At 40.6% G+C, this 18264-nt stretch carries 16 protein-coding genes; 14 read left to right on the top strand and 2 right to left on the bottom strand.

Annotation, left to right across the window (positions count from 1 at the left end; genetic code table 11):
* The first annotated feature begins 21 nt into the window (after positions 1 to 21).
* A complete protein-coding gene (locus tag QUD05_RS08190; RefSeq protein WP_289795630.1) occupies positions 22 to 2877 on the top strand; it encodes a cation-translocating P-type ATPase in 2856 nt (951 codons plus the stop codon).
* Between the two features lie 23 nt (positions 2878 to 2900).
* Positions 2901 to 5648, top strand: a complete 2748-nt coding sequence (locus QUD05_RS08185) for a bifunctional acetate--CoA ligase family protein/GNAT family N-acetyltransferase (protein WP_289795629.1) — start codon at positions 2901 to 2903, stop codon at positions 5646 to 5648.
* Positions 5649 to 5840: 192 nt separating this feature from the next.
* Here the strand turns inward: QUD05_RS08185 and QUD05_RS08180 are convergent, their stop codons facing one another.
* Together QUD05_RS08180 and QUD05_RS08175 are read right to left on the bottom strand one after the other, a co-directional pair.
* On the bottom strand, positions 5841 to 6215 hold the full coding sequence (locus QUD05_RS08180) for a type II toxin-antitoxin system RelE family toxin (RefSeq protein ID WP_289795628.1): 375 nt from the start codon (positions 6213 to 6215) through the stop codon (positions 5841 to 5843).
* Positions 6208 to 6447, bottom strand: a complete 240-nt coding sequence (locus tag QUD05_RS08175) for a type II toxin-antitoxin system RelN family antitoxin (protein ID WP_289795627.1) — start codon at positions 6445 to 6447, stop codon at positions 6208 to 6210. The genes QUD05_RS08180 and QUD05_RS08175 overlap by 8 nt, the downstream gene beginning before the upstream one ends.
* Before the next feature lie 108 nt (positions 6448 to 6555).
* Between QUD05_RS08175 and QUD05_RS08170 the strand changes: the two genes are divergently transcribed.
* The 12 genes from QUD05_RS08170 to QUD05_RS08115 all read left to right on the top strand — a co-directional run bounded on the left by QUD05_RS08170 (position 6556) and on the right by QUD05_RS08115 (position 18140).
* Positions 6556 to 6813 (top strand): hypothetical protein, encoded by a 258-nt coding sequence (locus QUD05_RS08170; RefSeq protein WP_289795626.1) that lies wholly within the window; start codon positions 6556 to 6558, stop codon positions 6811 to 6813.
* Positions 6814 to 6879: 66 nt separating this feature from the next.
* On the top strand, positions 6880 to 7416 hold the full coding sequence (hoxE, locus tag QUD05_RS08165; RefSeq protein ID WP_289795625.1) for a bidirectional hydrogenase complex protein HoxE: 537 nt from the start codon (positions 6880 to 6882) through the stop codon (positions 7414 to 7416).
* Between the two features lie 124 nt (positions 7417 to 7540).
* Positions 7541 to 10261, top strand: a complete 2721-nt coding sequence (locus QUD05_RS08160; protein ID WP_289795624.1) for a tetratricopeptide repeat protein — start codon at positions 7541 to 7543, stop codon at positions 10259 to 10261.
* Positions 10262 to 10397: 136 nt separating this feature from the next.
* Positions 10398 to 11990, top strand: coding sequence for a NuoF family protein (locus QUD05_RS08155; RefSeq protein WP_289795623.1), 1593 nt, complete (start codon positions 10398 to 10400; stop codon positions 11988 to 11990).
* Between the two features lie 28 nt (positions 11991 to 12018).
* Positions 12019 to 12846, top strand: a complete 828-nt coding sequence (locus tag QUD05_RS08150; protein WP_289795622.1) for a DUF6920 family protein — start codon at positions 12019 to 12021, stop codon at positions 12844 to 12846.
* Positions 12847 to 12879: 33 nt separating this feature from the next.
* Positions 12880 to 13623: a bidirectional hydrogenase complex protein HoxU gene (gene hoxU, locus QUD05_RS08145; protein ID WP_289795621.1), complete on the top strand. Its 744-nt coding sequence runs from the start codon at positions 12880 to 12882 to the stop codon at positions 13621 to 13623.
* 27 nt (positions 13624 to 13650) lie between these two features.
* Positions 13651 to 14175, top strand: coding sequence for a DUF3122 domain-containing protein (locus QUD05_RS08140; protein WP_289795620.1), 525 nt, complete (start codon positions 13651 to 13653; stop codon positions 14173 to 14175).
* A 38-nt stretch (positions 14176 to 14213) separates the two neighbouring features.
* Positions 14214 to 14759 (top strand): NADH-quinone oxidoreductase subunit B family protein, encoded by a 546-nt coding sequence (locus QUD05_RS08135; RefSeq protein ID WP_289795619.1) that lies wholly within the window; start codon positions 14214 to 14216, stop codon positions 14757 to 14759.
* Between the two features lie 72 nt (positions 14760 to 14831).
* Positions 14832 to 15284 carry a hypothetical protein gene (locus tag QUD05_RS08130; protein WP_289795618.1) on the top strand — a complete coding sequence of 151 codons (453 nt, stop codon included), beginning with the start codon at positions 14832 to 14834 and terminating at the stop codon, positions 15282 to 15284.
* Positions 15285 to 15487: 203 nt separating this feature from the next.
* Positions 15488 to 16108, top strand: a complete 621-nt coding sequence (locus QUD05_RS08125; RefSeq protein ID WP_289795617.1) for a CBS domain-containing protein — start codon at positions 15488 to 15490, stop codon at positions 16106 to 16108.
* Between the two features lie 64 nt (positions 16109 to 16172).
* Positions 16173 to 16538 (top strand): hypothetical protein, encoded by a 366-nt coding sequence (locus tag QUD05_RS08120; RefSeq protein ID WP_289795616.1) that lies wholly within the window; start codon positions 16173 to 16175, stop codon positions 16536 to 16538.
* Positions 16539 to 16688: 150 nt separating this feature from the next.
* Positions 16689 to 18140: a Ni/Fe hydrogenase subunit alpha gene (locus tag QUD05_RS08115; RefSeq protein ID WP_289795615.1), complete on the top strand. Its 1452-nt coding sequence runs from the start codon at positions 16689 to 16691 to the stop codon at positions 18138 to 18140.
* Positions 18141 to 18264 lie beyond the last annotated feature (124 nt).

Here is an 18264-nt window from a genome sequence, read left to right as displayed (position 1 = left end):
TCAATTTAATTACATACAGTTATGAATGAAAATCATCAAATTTGGTCACTTACCTCTCAACAAGTCTACAAAAACTTAATCACAACTCCCCAAGGACTAAGCGAATCTGAAGCTAATTTACGCCTCAAACAACATGGTTACAACGAACTACCCGAACCGCAAACCCGCCCTTTAATCCTGCGCTTTATTGACCAACTAACCCACTTTATGGCGCTGTTATTATGGGTAGCAGGAACTTTAGCTTTTATTTCTCAAACCCCGGAATTAGGTTGGGCTATCTGGGCAGTAATTTGGATTAATGCAATTTTTAGTTTCTGGCAAGAATTTCAAGCAGAAAAGGCATTATCTGCATTAAAACAAGTATTACCTAACCAAGTAAAAGCTTATCGTGACAGTACGCTGTGTACTATCCCTGCACGCGAGTTAGTTCCAGGGGATGTAATTCAGTTAGAGGAAGGAGATAAAATCTCTGCTGATGCGCGACTGGTGGAAAGCCAATCGTTGTATGTCGATGTTTCGATTTTAACTGGGGAATCTCTACCCGTTCCTCGGTCTTCTGAACCCGTTGCTACAGAAAATCTCCGTGCTTTAGATGCGACTAACTTAGTATTCGCAGGTTCCACTGTTGCCGCAGGCCGGGGATTGGCTGTGGTTGATGCTACGGGTACGCATACAGAATTTGGCCAAGTCGCACATCTAACTGCTAACGTCAAACGTGAAGCCAGCACCTTAGAAGTGCAAATTTCTAGGGTGGTTCACATCATTACAATTATTGCCATCAGCATGGGCGTGGTTGTGTTTTTACTCACTAATTTTTTGGTGGGTATGGGAATCAAAGAAAGCTTCATTTTTGGCATTGGGATTATTGTGGCTTTTGTACCTGAAGGGTTGTTACCAACAGTTAGTCTTGCTTTGGCAATTGGTGTGAAGCGAATGGCCAAAGAAAACGCATTGGTACGTCGTCTTTCAGCAGTGGAAACGTTGAGTGCGACAACAGTTATTTGCACTGACAAAACAGGAACTTTAACTAAAAATGAAATGACTGTCCGCAAGTTGTGGATTCCTGGTGCAAAGATTAATGTTACAGGTGTGGGTTACGAACCAAAAGGTGAAGTCGAAATTACAAATTTTGAGTGTGAACCCCAAGTCAGATTACTATTAGCAGGTGCAGCACTTTGCTCAAATGCACGCTTAAACCATCCCCCAGGTTCGAGTCAGTGGCAAGTATTAGGAGATCCCACCGAAGCAGCTTTGTTGGTTGTGGCAATTAAAGCTGGTTTTAAATTGGAGGATTTGCAGCACCAAGTACCACGATTGCGAGAAGTACCTTTTGATTCTCACCGCCGGATGATGACAGTGTTACTTGCAAGTAGTCTAGAATTTGCTCAACCGACACAAAAGACTGAAAATGCACTACAGATATTTACCAAAGGTGCACCTTTAGATGTATTGCAACATTCTCAGTTTATTTTACGCGACGGACAGCAACAGGAACTAACAGCACCAGAACGCGCAGAGGTGGAGACGGCAAACGATCAACTTGCTAGCCTTGGCTATCGGGTTTTGGGTGTGGCGACAAGACAAGGTGGTACAGAATTACGGGAACAAGAAAATGCTGCCCTAGAAGAAGACCTGATATTTATCGGACTTGTAGCCATGATCGATCCACCTCGAAAAGAAGTTGCAGATGCGATCGCACTTTGTCATCGTGCAGGTATTCAAGTCACAATGATTACAGGTGATTATGGGTTGACGGCAGCTGCGATCGCTGAAAAAATTGGTTTGATTAATGAGAAATTCAATGGTAAACCCAGAGTTATTACAGGTGAAAAATTAGGGCATCTTTCAGAAGCTCAACTCCGACAAATATTACACAAACATCAACAAGGCTTAGTGTTTGCACGGGTGATGCCTGAACAAAAATTAAGACTTGTACAAGCGTATAAAAAGTTAGGTCATGTAGTCGCCGTCACTGGCGATGGCGTCAATGATGCCCCGGCGTTACGTGCTGCTAATATCGGCATTGCAATGGGCAAAAATGGTACAGATGTTGCCCGTGAAGCCGCAGATATTGTTTTGGTTGATGATAACTTTGCAACTATCGTCATCGCCATCGAGCAAGGAAGGGCAGTTTATCAAAATATCCGCAAGTTTATTACTTACATTCTGGCATCAAACATGGCAGAGTTTCTGCCATTTCTGGCAATGGTCTTTTTAAAAGTACCTCCAGCTTTAGTAATTCTGCAAATCTTGGCCATTGACTTAGGAACCGATATGATTCCAGCGCTGGCATTAGGTGCAGAACGTCCAGAAAAAGGCATCATGACCCAACCACCGCGCAAAAAGTCTCAAACCTTACTTGATGTACCTCTGATGCTGCGTGCTTATTGTTTCTTAGGATTACTCGAAGGTTTAGCTGGGATGACGGGCTTTTTCTTAGTTTGGTGGGCAAATGGTTATGGAATTACCCAATTGCAAGCGGTGAGTTCCAGTATTCTTTCGCAATCAGCAAGCGCTACCACAATGGCAATTTACCATCAGGCGACAACTGTAACTTTAGCGGTAATTGTCGCCTGTCAAGATGGCAACGTTTTTGCTTGTCGTTCTGAAAGAGTTTCAATTTTTAGATTGGGTTTCTTGACAAACCGTTTCATTTGGTTGGGGATTGGGATTGAGTGGGCGTTGATTTTGGCGATTATTTACTCTCCAACGTTGCAGAAAATCTTTGCAACTGCGGCTTTACAGCCTTCTCAGTTGTTGCTGTTGCTAATTTGTCCACCGTTGATTTTGATGGCAGATGAATTACGTAAGTGGATTGTGCGACAGACACCGACGGTTGTGTTTGACCATCCTATCCAAAATATCCAACGTCAGTGAAGAAGCAACGGGAGTAAAAAATTATGCAATTGGGAAGCGATCGCGCCTATGATATTTTACGTACCCAGCATCAACCTTTAGATGCCATATTTGCGCCTAAAAGCATTGCCGTAATTGGTGCTAGCGAACGTGAAAATAGTGTCGGTAGAACTGTCCTCTGGAATCTCATCAGCCATCCATTTGGCGGCACGGTATTTCCAGTTAATCCCAAACGACATAGTGTTCTTGGGATCAAAGCTTACCCAAATATTGCGGCTGTGCCAGAACCAGTAGATTTAGTAATTGTAGCCACACCTGCCCTGACAGTTCCTAGTGTAATTGGTGAATGTGTCGATGTAGGAGTTAAGGGAGCGATCGTTCTTTCTGCTGGGTTTAAGGAAATTGGCACTGTTGGGGCAGAATTAGAACAGCAAGTACTCCAGCAAGTGCGCCGGGGCAAAATGCGGCTGATTGGCCCCAACTGTTTAGGTGTAATGAATCCCCATACTGGTTTGAATGCCACCTTTGCCAATAGTATGAGTATGGCTTTGCCTGGTAAGGTTGGCTTTATCAGCCAAAGTGGGGCATTGTGTACAGCAATTTTAGATTGGAGTTTTCACGAGAATGTGGGCTTTAGTGCCTTTATTTCCATTGGTTCAATGCTGGATGTGGGTTGGGGCGATTTGATTGATTATCTCAGTGATGACCCGCATACTGAAAGCATTGTTATTTACATGGAGTCAATTGGAAATGCGCGATCGTTTCTCTCGGCGGCACGAGAGGTAGCGCTGACAAAACCAATTATTGTCATCAAAGCTGGACGGACAGCAGCAGCAGCCAAAGCCGCAGCCTCCCACACAGGTGCATTGACAGGTAGTGATGCCGTATTTGATGCCGCATTTCGCCGGAGTGGGGTTTTACGGGTTAAGAGTATTGCTGACTTGTTCGACATGGCAGAGGTACTGGCAAAGCAACCGCGTCCCAAAGGGCCAAGACTGACAATTATTACCAATGCAGGCGGGCCCGGAGTCTTGGCGGCTGATGCTTTGATTACCGATGGAGGTGAATTAGCAGAATTATCAAAAGAAACCTATGAAGCGCTGAACCAGTTGTTGCCACCCCAATGGAGTCACAATAACCCAATTGACTTACTTGGAGATGCTGATCCCATCCGTTATGCGAAAGCGTTAGAAATTATTGCGAAAGACCCAAATAGTGATGGATTTTTGACGATTCTCACACCGCAAGCAATGACTGACCCTACACAAACAGCGTATCAACTAAAACCATTAGCTCAAATCGGTAAACCCGTACTTGCGAGTTGGATGGGCGATGCAGATGTGGAAGCAGGTGCAGAAATTCTCAACCAAGCTTTAATTCCGACATTCCCTTTTCCCGATATGGCAGCCCATGTATTCAATTATATGTGGCGTTATACTTATAACCTGCGTGCTTTGTATGAAACCCCTGTACTTCCCGATAATGCAGACATTTGCGATCGCACCATTGCAGAGACGATTATTCAACAAGCACGTCAAGCTGGTAGAACTTTACTGACTGAAGTGGAATCAAAGCAAGTTCTGGCTGCTTACGGTATTCCGACAGTAGCAACGCAGATAGCAACCAATGCTGAGGAGGCAGTTAAACTAGCAGAGGAAATTGGTTATCCTGTAGTTTTAAAAGTATTTTCTCAAACCATCACCCATAAAACTGATGTGGACGGGGTGCATTTGAATTTACACAATGCTGATGCAGTACATGAGGCTTATAATGCGATCGCATCATCTGTAACTGCCAAAGTTGGCGCAAATTCTTTTGCTGGTGTCACTGTCCAGCCAATGATAGATTTGAGAAACAGCTATGAATTGATTCTTGGTAGTAGCATTGACGCTCAATTTGGCCCAGTTTTACTATTTGGCACAGGTGGACAGTTAGTAGAAGTATTTCAAGATAAAGCCTTGGGACTTCCGCCATTAAATACTACTTTGGCACGGCGGATGATGGAACAAACCCGAATTTACAAAGCACTACAGGGAGTTAGAGGTAGAAAAGCAGTTAATTTGGAAGCTTTAGAACAGCTTTTAGTACGCTTTAGCCAGCTTGTAGTCGAGCAACGCCTAATTAAAGAAATTGATATTAATCCGCTTTTGGTAAAGGCAGAAGAAATCAGCCAAAACTCTTTAGTTGCACTTGATGCGCGGATTGTTCTTCATAACTTAGATATCACTGAAGCACAATTACCAAAACTAGCAATTCGCCCTTATCCCACACAGTACGTTTCCTCTTGGACAACGCGGAATGGCATCGAAGTAACAATTCGTCCCATTCGCCCAGAAGACGAACCTTTAATGATTAAGTTACATAAGACATTATCTGAAGAAAGCGTTTTTTTCCGCTACTTCCACTTGATTAAACTGAGTCAACGCATTGCTCACGAACGACTCACGCGCCTATGTTTCATTGATTATGACAGAGAAATGGCACTGGTAGCAGACTATCAAAATCCAGAAACGGAAGAACATGAACTTTTAGCTATTGGTAGACTCAGTAAATTGCACGGTACAAATGAAGCTGAATTTGCAATGTTAGTTAGCGATCGCTACCAATGTCAAGGTTTAGGAACTGAGTTACTCAAAAGATTGCTGCAAGTAGGGCGTGATGAAAATTTAACGCTAATTAGTGCCGAAATTCTAGCTGAAAATTCTGCAATGCGAAGAGTCTGCGAAAAGCTGGGCTTTCGTATTCATCCTACTGCTGAGGGTTCAGTGGTGAGGGCAGAAATGATTACTTGATGCATAACAAATTCTGTTTTTATTTTAGGCGATGCCTGCGGCGGTCACTGAGCGCAGGCGTACCCCTCCGGGGAAGCAAGCTGGAGCGTCTGTCTGCGACACGCTGCGCGAACGTAGAGAAGTGCGGGCTACGCCTACGCGTTTCTGGTCGGCTTCTAACGGCTAAGTTGAGCGGCAGCTAGTATGCTTGGTTTAGATATCCTCTTTATCTTTGATCGCCCTTTGCTCATATTCTGTAATGATGCTCTGAATGTCATCTGCGGCAATATCGACTTGTTCAGATTTTGCATAAACAGTCAGCAAAATAATTCCCGTTGCTGTCTTAACGTAGTAAATCAGACGATAGCCACCGCTTTTACCTTTTTGAATGTCACTATTTCGGACTCTTAACTTGAAGACTGCATAACCAACTCCAGGTATTTGATCTCCTGGCAACTCTCCCTGTTCAAGTTGTTCGATAACGGGTTGTATATCATTCCGAATACTGCGATACTTCTTGGCAAGAGCGCGTAGATTTCGGTTGAACGTTGGCGAAGCTTCAACTTGAATGAAAGGCTGATCAGTCATTTTCAAGCCCTTCCCAAAGTTGAGCCACTGGTATAGTTTGCCCAGTCATGGCTTCATGCCAAGCTTGCCGGAAATCTGCTAAAACTTCTATTTGAGATTGATCATCTAGAACTTCGTCTTCTGAAATTAGAATAATAACTTCTACGCGGCTATTTTTATTCGTTATGAGAGGATGATCTAAGGTTAGTTGTCCTTGCTCATTAATCGTTGCCATGACTTTAAGTGCTTTCATTGCTACTCCAATTCGATACTGGAGTCATATTTGTACTCCTTAAGAATCTAGCTCTATGGTACTTCACAGACAAGTGCGTATGCGTAGCCCGCACTTAGGCTGCGCTCAGTGACCGTCGTAGACATCGCTCTTTGTGCAACTGTCTTAAAAGTCAAGCGATCGCTTCTGAACGAATGGACTTGTGTTCTGAACCAACAAACTTGTGTTCCGAACAAATGGACTTGTGTTCTGAACAAATGGACTTGTGTTCTGAACCCAAACTATCAAGCAATGGTGGGCGAAACCGTGACAGTAGCGATCGCCCTTTTTGAACCCCTACCCCTTCTTGATATAACCTCACAACTTCCTCAAATTGTTGATCTATAACGATATAAGCCCAGGTAAAACTTTAGCAGGCATCTTGCGATCGCACATTATATTTAAAATACCAGCATGGACTCTCACACAGTCAANNNNAAAAATCCCCTAAAAGAGCATCCGAGCGGTGATAAACGCTTCAAAATACTTGATGCAACCATGAAGCGCCATCAATATCAGCAGGATGCACTGATAGAAGTATTGCATAAAGCCCAAGAACTTTTCGGTTATTTAGAAAATGACTTGTTACACTACATCGCCCACAGCTTGAAACTACCACCTAGTCGTGTTTATGGCGTAGCAACTTTTTATCATCTTTTCTCTCTCGCACCAAAAGGCGCACATACTTGTGTCGTGTGTACGGGTACAGCTTGTTACGTCAAAGGTGCAGAAAATTTACTAGCAACCGTAGAAAACACTACCAAAATTCATGCTGGCGAAACAACCCCCAATGGAGAACTTTCACTGTTAACAGCCAGATGTTTAGGCGCTTGTGGAATTGCACCTGCTATAGTATTTGACGGCACTGTTTTAGGTAATCAAACTCCTGAATTAGTGTGCGATCGCATTAAAGACTGGCTAGAGGGAAAAGAGCGATCGCCCCACTCTTAATATTCAATTTCCTCTTTAGATAACATCAAAATTTAAAAAATCTGCGGGAGGAAATGTAAATCAAAATCCTTAAATACATTCCTCCTGTAATTCAAATCTCACTAATAAGTTAGGATGGTCAGTTATGAAATTTAGTAAATATTTTTCTTTCATTATCACTTTTGTATTAGTAGCATCCCTTACTATTTTATTACCCCTATCTGCTCACTCCCAAACAACTAATTCATGCCAGAAGAGCGGTGTTGTCTGCTTAGACGATCAAGAACTCTTTATTATTAAAGAAAAACTCGATTCATTTACTCCTGACCAACGAGCCAAAATCATTACTGAAAATATTAAAGATATTGCTGAAACCTATTCAATTCCAATTGATTCTATTAAAGTTGAGGAAGGATATGATAATAACAATATTATGGCAGGAACTAAAATTATCGTCACCGTGACAGATGACGATGCTAAAGCATTAAAAATAAGTAGAAAATTGTTAGCTGACCGATGGTTAAAAGAAATTAAAAGCTCTATTGGAAAGCATAGAAAAGATCCGCATATTCCTTTTTTAAAAGATATTATTATAAGCTTTTGGAATAAATATATTAAACCTTATTATTTAATAATTATATTAAGTCCGATTGTTGTTGGAGTATTGTATGTATTTTCGACCTTGATTTATTTCTATCGTAGTAAATATAGTAAACTTGATTTATGGCTTAAAAAACATCTAAATAATATTAAAAATTATTTGAAAAGAATCCGACAAGAACAATGGGCAGACCATATATATAAATCTGCATCACAGATACGTAAATTCCCAAAAATAATATATGAATTTGTTATATTTCTATTTAGTAACTTAGGATTTCTTATAATCTTATCCACCATTGGTATTTTAACTTTTACTTTAATACATATAATTTATTATACTAATAATTTTTATGTAACAAACGAGCTAGAAGAACTAAGAAACTATGTTGCTACTCTATTGAATATTATTGGATTGCTCCTCTTATTTGGAGTTGTGTCTATTTTACTTAATTGGCTCTCCAGCAGTAAAGGAAGTACAGTAGTTCTTCCCTTTGATGATACAACTACATCACCGCCTGAAGAAAAAGATAACAAGACCGGGGAAAAAGAAAAATCTAATCGGGGTAAAGCAATCGCTGATTCATTAGTTGAGGAACTTCATAGAATTAATCACATCCACACTACAATGTTTCAGATTATCAAGACAGGAGAAGAAAACATTAAGTCAGAGAGGATAAACCCTCACTTTCCTCCGTTAACTTCCACCCAAGAAAATCTAAACAGCAATCTTACTGATGTTGCGACTTTTGAAGCTGGTAAAACCAATTTATCCATTGGAAAAATAATTCTAATTCTCAAACAGCTATGGCCTTTTGGAGGTGTGAACAGGGCAATCTCTGGAAGCTTACAAAACTACGGCTCGACAACTCGTTTGGTTGTCCGATTAGACGATCAAAATGAAGTAAAGGCTTGGGAGGTGACGTGGCAAAATTATCAGATAGATACAATGACTGAGAAAATTAAGGATCTAGCTTATAAGGTTGCTATGTCTTTAGCACCAAAGATTACTGCTCGAACATGGGAAGGTTTCAAGTTTTTTACTGAAGCAATTTATAGTTATTATCAATATGAACAAACTGGAGATAGAGAACATCTTGATAATGCCGATAACAATTGTCAAAAAGCATACAACGCAGAAAAAAAATATGAGAAGCTGGATAACTTCTTCAATCAAATTGGCACAGCTTATTTTAAGGAAGAATTATATTGTAAAGCGGAAAGAGCTTTTCTGTCATCCCTAAAAATTAATCCTAAAAGCCAAGATTCTTATATTGGACTGGGAAATGTCTATTACAAACAGAAAAAATTTGACGATGCGATAAATCAATATCAGCTTGCTAAGAAAGTAAATAGAGATTTTCCCTCTGCTTACTATGGTCTTGGTAATGTATATTTGCAGAAAGGAGATTTTAAAAAGGCGTGTGAACAGTATGAAAAGGCTTGTACAATAAATGATAATTTCTCGCATTCTCATTTCTGGGAACCTTACCATAATCTTGGACTTATGTACTTATACGGAGATGACAATACATTAGCCGACTATAACAAGGCTGAAGATAAATTTACAAGAGCCAACAATGTTAACAAATACTTAAAAGATGCCCAGAAATTGCATCAAGTCCACAGTGGTTTAGCTTTAACCTACCTTTTTCAAGCTGTAGAGCAATTAAAAGCTTTTGACAAGATTGCGAATTATCTAAATACTCAAAACTTAGCGCAAAATTGTAAAAATGAACTATTAATAATAACAGAAAATTTATCAAAAGCGGTGAAAGAGATAGAAAAAGCTATTGATATCTCTCTTGATAGTCAATCTTATCTTTACTGGAATCTTGGTTTAATACAGTGGGTGAAAAGTTACAAAAGCTTCTGCAAGGGGAACCAAAAAGAGATAGATAATAACAGGAAAGAGGCTTACTATGCTTGGAAAAAAGCTTCAGATATCGCATTGAAAAACCATGAAGAATGGTGGGCATTTTATGCCTATATAGCTAATGTTATCCAACCTCTGGTAAACACAGAAAATTCAGCATCTCCACTCGCTATTGATCAAAATAAACGCTATTTAGATATTATTGTTAATGAGTATATACCTTCTTTGTCTCTAGGAAAATTAAAAATTTTGTTAAAGGATGTAAGAATTATCTCAAAATATTTAGATGAACAAAGGCATCTAACTAATTTAGATGAACAAAGGCAGCTGACTATAGAGGATTTAATTAAAGAAATTAAAGAACTAGGAGAAACAATTAAAAATAAATAAACCCAATAACATCAACACAAGACTTACACAAATACTCTTTTTTCCTTACCAATTAATTTCCTCACAAGTTCCTCAATATTTTCCCCTAACCTCAGGATAGAGCCAAAGCAATGATGGGAGAGGAGGCAGCTAAAAGATGGATCTAGCTGAATTACAGGAAATTGCCCAAAAAGAAAGTTTACCTATGCAAATTCGCTGTTGCGTTGCAGCTGGGTGTCTCTCAGCCAATTCTCAAACTGTCAAACAGCATTTAGAAGCAGCTGTCACTACCGCCGATTTAGAAGAACAAGTGCAAGTAATCGGCGTTGGCTGTATGCGCTTGTGCTGTAATGGGCCATTAGTAGAAGTCAAGGAGAAAACGGCAGAAAGTCTGGGGACACTTTACGAAAAAGTTACCCCTGAAGATGCACCATCAATTGTCGCTGCTGTTAATGGTGGAGAAACAAAAGTTCAAAAAGGTGATTTAACTCAGCCATTTTTTACCCAGCAAATGCCGATTGTTCTAGAAAACAGTGGCAAAATTGACCCGGAACGCATTGAATCTTACATTGCTGCTGATGGCTATCAGGCACTTTATCAAGTACTCCGAGAGATGACACCTGCGAAAGTTGTCGATGATATTACCCGCAGTGGGTTACGGGGAAGAGGTGGTGCTGGTTATCCCACGGGTGTAAAATGGGCAACTGTTGCCAAAGCCAAGGGAGAACGCAAATTTGTCATCTGCAATGCTGACGAAGGCGATCCCGGCGCATTTATGGATCGGAGTGTTTTAGAGAGCGATCCCCATCGGGTTTTAGAAGGAATGGCGATCGCAGCATACTCAGTAGGTGCTAACCAAGGTTACATTTATATTCGTGCCGAATATCCCGTTGCCATTAACCAGCTGCAAATTGCCATTCGCCAAGCCCAACGCCTCGGTTTATTAGGAAGTAATATTTTTGACTCTCCTTTTGATTTTAAGATTGATATACGCATTGGTGCAGGAGCTTACGTTTGTGGTGAAGAAACCGCTTTAATGGCATCAATTGAAGGCAAACGCGGTACACCTAGTCCTCGTCCACCTTACCCAGCAGAGAGCGGTTTATGGGGATTTCCAACTTTAATTAACAACGTTGAAACATACGCTAACGTCCCCTGGATTATTCGCAAAGGTGCAGATGTATTCGCCAGCATCGGTACAGAAAAAAGTAAAGGTACGAAGGTTTTTGCCCTAGCTGGGAAAATTCAAAATACAGGCATTATAGAAGTGCCAATGGGAACAACCCTGCGGCAAATCGTCGAAGAGATGGGTGGTAATGTACCAGATGGCGGTACAGCCAAAGCAGTGCAAACAGGCGGCCCCTCTGGCGGCTGTATTCCCGCTTCCGCGTTTGATACCCCTGTAGATTACGAATCTCTAAGTCAACTAGGTTCGATGATGGGTTCCGGTGGCATGATTGTCATGGACGAAAGCACCAACATGGTAGATGTCGCCCGTTTCTTCATGGAATTCTGCATGGATGAGTCTTGTGGTAAGTGCATTCCCTGTCGAGTTGGTACAGTGCAGTTGTACAAATTGTTAACAAAGATTAGTGAAGGTAAAGCATCCTTTGCTGACTTGGAACTGTTAGAGGAACTGTGCGATATGGTGAAACATACCAGTTTGTGCGGTTTGGGACAGTCAGCGCCGAATCCGGTATTTAGTACATTGCGGTATTTTCGGGATGAGTATTTAACCTTGATTAAGTAAAAACTCCATTTTTGATGGAGGTGAGCAAATGTTTACCAAAATTTTCTTGAGCATTGGTGCATTGCTAGCGATCGCATTCATAATTCTAGTTATTATCGGCGTAAAGAACGAACAGGAAGTTGATAGAATTTGGCGATCGCTCGAAGGATTGCCAACAGGAAATCGTTTTACTAAAGATATGGTTGCAGGATTACCTGCGCCTGTACAACGCTATTTTTTGCATAGCATTGCACCAGGAACTCCTCTTGCTTCCTCAGTCAGCTTGGAAATGAGTGGCAGTTTTAGGATGGCGCAGGATAAACCGTGGATACCGATGCAAGCTACAGAAATTCTCTCAACAAAAGGATTTGTCTGGAAAGCAAGTATTGGTAGTCGTTTGTTCCAAATGATCGGCAGCGATGGCTATACCAACAAATCTGGTCGAATGCAGTTCTCTCTTTGGGGACTAGTTCCCCTCGTCAATGTCCACAATTCTGATATTACTCGCTCTAGCATTGGACGATTCGCAGGAGAATTTTTCTGGCTACCTTCTGCTTTACTACCTCAGCGCGGCGTAAGTTGGAAAGCAATAGATGACAAAACTATCCAAGCTAGTCTAAAAGTTGATGATGAACCTGTAACGCTGACACTGTTTATAGATGCTAACGGCAAACTGCTAAAGCTTTCTCTGCCACGTTGGGGAGATCAAACAGAAGATGGTAGCTATACTTACATTCCATTTGGCGGAGAGTACCAGGAAGAAAAAACATTTGGAGGATTTACAATTCCTTCCCAGATGGGTGCAGGTTGGTGGCTTGGCACACATCGTTACTCAGAATTCTTCTGTGCCACAGTTGAGCAAGCTGAGTTTCGTTGAAGATATAGCTATTTAAAAATACTGAGGTTATAAATGTCAGTAAAAACTTTAACAATCAACGATCAATTAGTTAGCGCCCGCGAAGAAGAAACCGTTCTTCAAGCAGCCCAAGATGCAGGAATTCACATTCCAACTTTGTGTCACCTGCAAGGGGTTGGGGATGTTGGGGCTTGTCGGCTATGTTTAATAGAAATTGCTGGCAGCAATAAACTTCAACCTGCTTGTGTGACAAAAGTTACTGAAGGAATGGAAGTTCAAACAAATAGCGATCGCCTGCAAAAATACCGTCGCACAATTATCGAAATGCTGTTTGTTGAAGGCAATCACATTTGCTCGGTTTGTGTAGCTAATGGTAATTGCGAATTGCAAGACTTAGCTATTGAAATGGGTATGGATCATGTGCGTTTGGATTACCATTTTCCCGATCGCAAAGTCGATATTTCTCACGATCGCTTCGGCGTCGATCATAACCGTTGTGTTCTTTGCACTCGTTGCGTCCGTGTTTGCGACGAAATCGAGGGAGCGCACACCTGGGATATGGCGGGTAGGGGGACAAATTCTCATGTAATCACTGATTTAAATCAGCCTTGGGGAACCTCAGACACTTGTACTTCTTGTGGCAAATGCGTTAATGCTTGTCCGACAGGTGCGCTTTTTGACAAAGGATCAAGCGTTGGTGAAATGAAACGCGTAGACACGAAGTGGCTTGTCGCAAGACATCGCGCCAAACTTGATTTTATAGTTACAGCACGAGAGAAGCAACAATGGCTGGTTTAACTACATTATCACAACGAGGTAAATCTCATGTTACGCCGCATTTTAAAAACTATTTGGTGGTTTCTATTGCTGGGAATATTAACAATATATATATACCTGGGTTTAGCAACGTTCACATCTAAAACGGTGATTGCTGCTGTGATTAAATTAGAAGATGCGCCAGAAGAAATAGTATATCGCTCACAGCAAAAATTAAATGATGAATTGGGAAATTATTGGCAGGTGATCTTATTTAAGCAAATTCATTCTAATAACAATCAAATATCTTCAATAAATCTCCGATTAGTAGGGTTCCCTGGCTCTCAGGAGCTAGCCCATCCCTTACCCTTGAAAATTACTAGCGATACAGGTAAAGTATTGACTGCTGCCGATATTTTTCTAGATGAAGCACCAGCACCAACTATCGGTCAGTATGACTTCAAGGATATTTTACCTCAATTGCCAAATGAAGGTTTATTGATTGGTATACCTCTAGGTAGACAACACTTTATCAATCTTTCAATCCCTCAATATATCGTACAGGAGTGGCAAGAAGTTGCATTGAAATCCTGAGTACTAAGGTCAAAATTCAATCACCTCAAAAAAAGAAAATGGCTCGTTTAAAATTAGCAACAGTTTGGCTAGGCGGCTGTTCTGGCTGTCACATGTCTTTTCTCGATTTGGACGAATGGCTGATTGATTTAGCAGCCCAAGTAGATTTAGTTTTTAGTCCTTTTGTTGATACCAAAGAATATCCCCAAGGAGTGGACGTGGTATTAGTTGAAGGTGCAATTGCGAATGAAGAACACCTGCAAATGATTCACACAGTCAGAGAGCGATCGCAAATTCTTGTTTCCTTTGGCGATTGTGCTGTCACTGGGAATGTTACTGCCTTACGCAACCCTTTAGGTAGTGCCGAACCTGTTCTTCAGCATTGTTACATCGAAGCAGTGGATATTCATGGTCAAATTCCCCATGAACCTGGTATTGTACCAACTTTATTAAATCGGGTGATACCAGTTCATACAATAGTCAAAGTTGATGTATACTTACCAGGCTGCCCACCTTCAGCAACTCAAATTAAAGCAGTACTAGCGCCACTATTAAGAGGAGAAAAACCACACTTAGAAGGACGTGAATTTATTAAGTTTGGTTAAACCTCACAAGTTACTCAAATTCTTTATCTAAATTGAAAGTAAGGTAATTCCAAAATAATTTGGGAAGCAATTATGGCAGTTAATTATCGAGAAAGAATTATTGCTCTTTGGACAGCATTTCTGCTAGGAATACTGTTTCATACACAACTAGGATTAATGCCACTTTTTCACGACTTATCTGTTGTCGAATCTCAAAAAGCAACAAATCTCAATGATATTTCTGGAATCATGTGGTTGATGCTGGGCTTTTTTGTGCTACCAATGCTCGGAATTATCGTTACTGCTTTTACCGATTCCAAGCGTTACCGAACCATTCATTTTGGTTTAACTGTCTTTTACAGCATCATGAACTTACTACATCTGGTTTTAGATTTATTTGTTCAGCCAGTTCTCTGGTATCAGATAGCCTTGATGGTCTTGTTATTTTTTGTGGGTTTATTATTAAACATTACTGCTTTTAAGTGGATGCGGCTGCATACCAGGGCTAATCAATCACAACACCATTTAGAAAGCTCACATTTTTAGCTGTTAATTCAAACTGCAAACAAGATTTGTTTTGGTAAGTTATAAAGTATTGCAACTTAAACCAAATTAAATCAATTCATATTTCAAATATCAGTTTTTCATATACACCTTAAATATTGGGAACGAATCTATTCTCAATATTAAGATGATTAAATTGATGAAATCCGTCTTGCGTCAGCTTCATTATACATTTGGAGAGCATTATGTTGAAAGCATCTGACATTATGACTAAAGATGTTGCTACGATTCGCAGTTATGCAACGGTAACTGAAGCAGTCAAACTTTTAAGGGCAAGGGACTGGAAAGCGTTGGTTGTAGATCGTCGCCATGAACAAGATGCCTACGGAATTATTACCGAAAAAGATATTGTCTATAAAGTGATTGCTTATGATAAAGATCCCTCTAAAGTGCGTGTTTATGAAGTAATGACCAAGCCTTGTATCGTTGTCAATCCCGATCTAGGTTTAGAATATGTAGCACGATTATTTGCTGACCATAATTTGCAGAGAGCGCCTGTTATTCAGGGCAAACTACTGGGTATCATTTCCCTGGTTGACATTCTCGCTAATAGTAACTTTCTTGAAAAACCCCATACTATTCTACTAGAAGAACAGCTTGAGGACGAAATTAAACAAACTCGTACTGTTTGCGCCGAGAAAGGTATTCGCTCAAAAGAATGTGCCGCTGCTTGGGATGCAATCGAGGAATTACAAGCTGAGATTGCACATCAACGAGCAGAGAAAGTTGTAACAACTGCTTTTGAAGAATACTGTAATGAATATCCAGAGGCCAAAGAAATTTATGACAACTGGTGTAGCGGCTAAGCTCAGAAATATATTAACTTGCTCACTTAAATAGTAAGCAATAGGAGGGAAAGATACAAACATAATGAAAGATTTAATAGATTCAAAAGATTCAATAAAATCATCTGAAAAATCGGCAATTTTCCAGTTAGTAGATGGGCGAATTGGCGAAATATCTTTAGTTAAAGGAACGCTATATGTTCATTTTGAGACTGATGATGAAAAAGATTTAACACTTGTGTTTACGGATGTAGTTGGAGTTGAGATGTTCAATATCCAGAATACCGAACTGAGTAAATGGACAGTTAGCTTGAACGATCCTTTCATCGAACGAGCTAGGAAACTTTCAGAAAAACATACTGAAGACCTTGTTTGCTATGCTTTTTGGTCGCCTTGGCTAAAGGAGCCAATTATGCGTATTTTAGCTAGTAATTTTGAGATCAAAACCTAATATAGCAAGGTTGTTCTCTTTGGAAAATGCCAAGAATTACTGCGTGAATTTGCGGCAGTTGTCCGGTGATTCATTATTTAATCTTGCCCGTAATTGGACTAAGAATACTAGCTCCAAAAAATAACAACTCACCACCTAAAAGAGAGGCTTATGTCTCAAAAAATCATTATCGACCCCGTTACCCGCATTGAAGGACACGCCAAAATCTCTATTTACTTGGATGATAACGGACAAGTCAGCGATGCTCGGTTTCATGTCACAGAATTTCGTGGTTTTGAAAAGTTTTGTGAAGGTCGTCCGCTTTGGGAAATGCCAGGAATTACGGCGCGGATTTGTGGAATTTGTCCGGTGAGTCATTTATTAGCTTCTGCCAAAGCTGGCGATCGCATTCTTGCGGTGACAATTCCTAAAGCTGCCGAAAAACTGCGCCGTTTGATGAATTTGGGACAAATTATTCAATCCCACGCCCTGAGTTTTTTCCACCTCAGCGCCCCAGATTTATTATTAGGAATGGATAGCGATCCTCAAAAACGCAATGTATTTGGCTTAATTGCAGCCGAACCAGAACTAGCGCGTGGCGGAATTCGCTTACGTCAATTTGGACAAGAAATTATCGAACAATTGGGAGGACGAAAAATACATCCATCATGGGCGATTCCTGGTGGTGTCCGCGAACCTTTATCCCCAGAAGGACGTACTCATATTCAAAATCGCATCCCAGAAGCACGCGCCACAATCTTAGATGCACTAGGTAGATTTAAAAACTTACTTCATGATTATCAAAAAGAAGTACAAACCTTTGGGAATTTTCCTAGCTTATTTATGGGTTTAGTCACTGCCGATGGTTTGTGGGAGTACTACGACGGACATATTCGCTTTGTAGATAGCGCCGGGAATATTATTGCTGATAAACTCGACCCAACTAATTATCAAGAATTTATCGGTGAAGCAGTTCAACCAGATTCTTATTTAAAGTCTCCCTACTATCGTCCTTTGGGTTATCCTGACCAAAGCGACTATTGTAGTCTCGATAGCGGTATTTACCGAGTAGGACCTTTAGCGCGTTTGAATATTTGCAGTCATATTGGTACACCTTTAGCTGATGCTGAATTGAGAGAATTTCGAGATAGAGGTAAAGGCACAGTTACATCATCATTTTTCTATCATTACGCCCGATTAATTGAAATTTTAGCTTGCATTGAACGCATAGAAATTATCATAGATGACCCAGATTTAATGTCTACCAAATTGCGGGCTGATGCTGCCATTAACCGATTAGAAGCAGTTGGTTGTAGTGAAGCACCACGGGGTACATTATTTCACCATTATCAAGTTGATGAAAATGGGTTACTTCAGAAAGTAAATTTAATAATTGCCACAGGTCAGAATAATTTAGCGATGAATCGCACAGTAGCTCAAATTGCCCGACATTTTATTCACGGCTCAGAAATTCCTGAAGGTATGTTAAACCGAGTTGAGGCAGGAATTCGAGCATTTGACCCTTGTTTGAGTTGTTCAACTCATGCGGCGGGGCAAATGCCTTTGCATATTCAATTAGTTGGTGTTGATGGGAGTGTTGTTAATGAGGTTTGGCGGGAGTAACAGCAGAGAATCTCTGACACTATTATGCAACGCCTATTTGTTAACTTGCGTTTGAGTGCTTGGAAATATATTGCGTACCGGATATATTGGTGACAGCGTATTGCAAGTTTTCCACCAGAGATGT

This window comes from Nostoc sp. GT001 (genome assembly GCF_030382115.1).
In the GTDB taxonomy this organism is placed as follows: Bacteria; Cyanobacteriota; Cyanobacteriia; order Cyanobacteriales; family Nostocaceae; genus Nostoc.
The sequence above is the reverse complement of the archived record's forward strand: the minus strand, read 5'-3'. Positions and strand labels throughout refer to the sequence as shown.